This is a genomic window from Natranaerobius trueperi (genome assembly GCF_002216005.1).
Lineage (GTDB): Bacteria > Bacillota > Natranaerobiia > Natranaerobiales > Natranaerobiaceae > Natranaerobius_A > Natranaerobius_A trueperi.
In genome coordinates, this window is record NZ_NIQC01000127.1 from 1 (window position 1) to 226 (window position 226).

General features: G+C 42.0%; 1 pseudogene. It reads right to left on the reverse strand.

The window, feature by feature from the left end:
- Window positions 1-184: pseudogene (locus CDO51_RS14525) on the reverse strand (group II intron reverse transcriptase/maturase); the annotation flags it as partial.
- Window positions 185-226: the final 42 nt, after the last annotated feature.

Here is a 226-nt window from a genome sequence, read left to right on the forward strand (position 1 = left end):
GTTGAATTGACCTACCACGTTTACGACTTGTTATCTGCCTTATCCTGTCCTTGAACCGTTTTATGGACTCTTGGTGTGGTCGTATTCCAGCCTTTCCTCTAGCTTTGTAGAGGGAGAAGCCAAGAAACTTAAGTTTTAGTGGGCTTCCAGTTTTGCTCTTTTCTCGGTTTACCTTAAGTTTCAATCTATCCTCAAGGTACTTTGTACAGCTGGTCATTACTCTTTC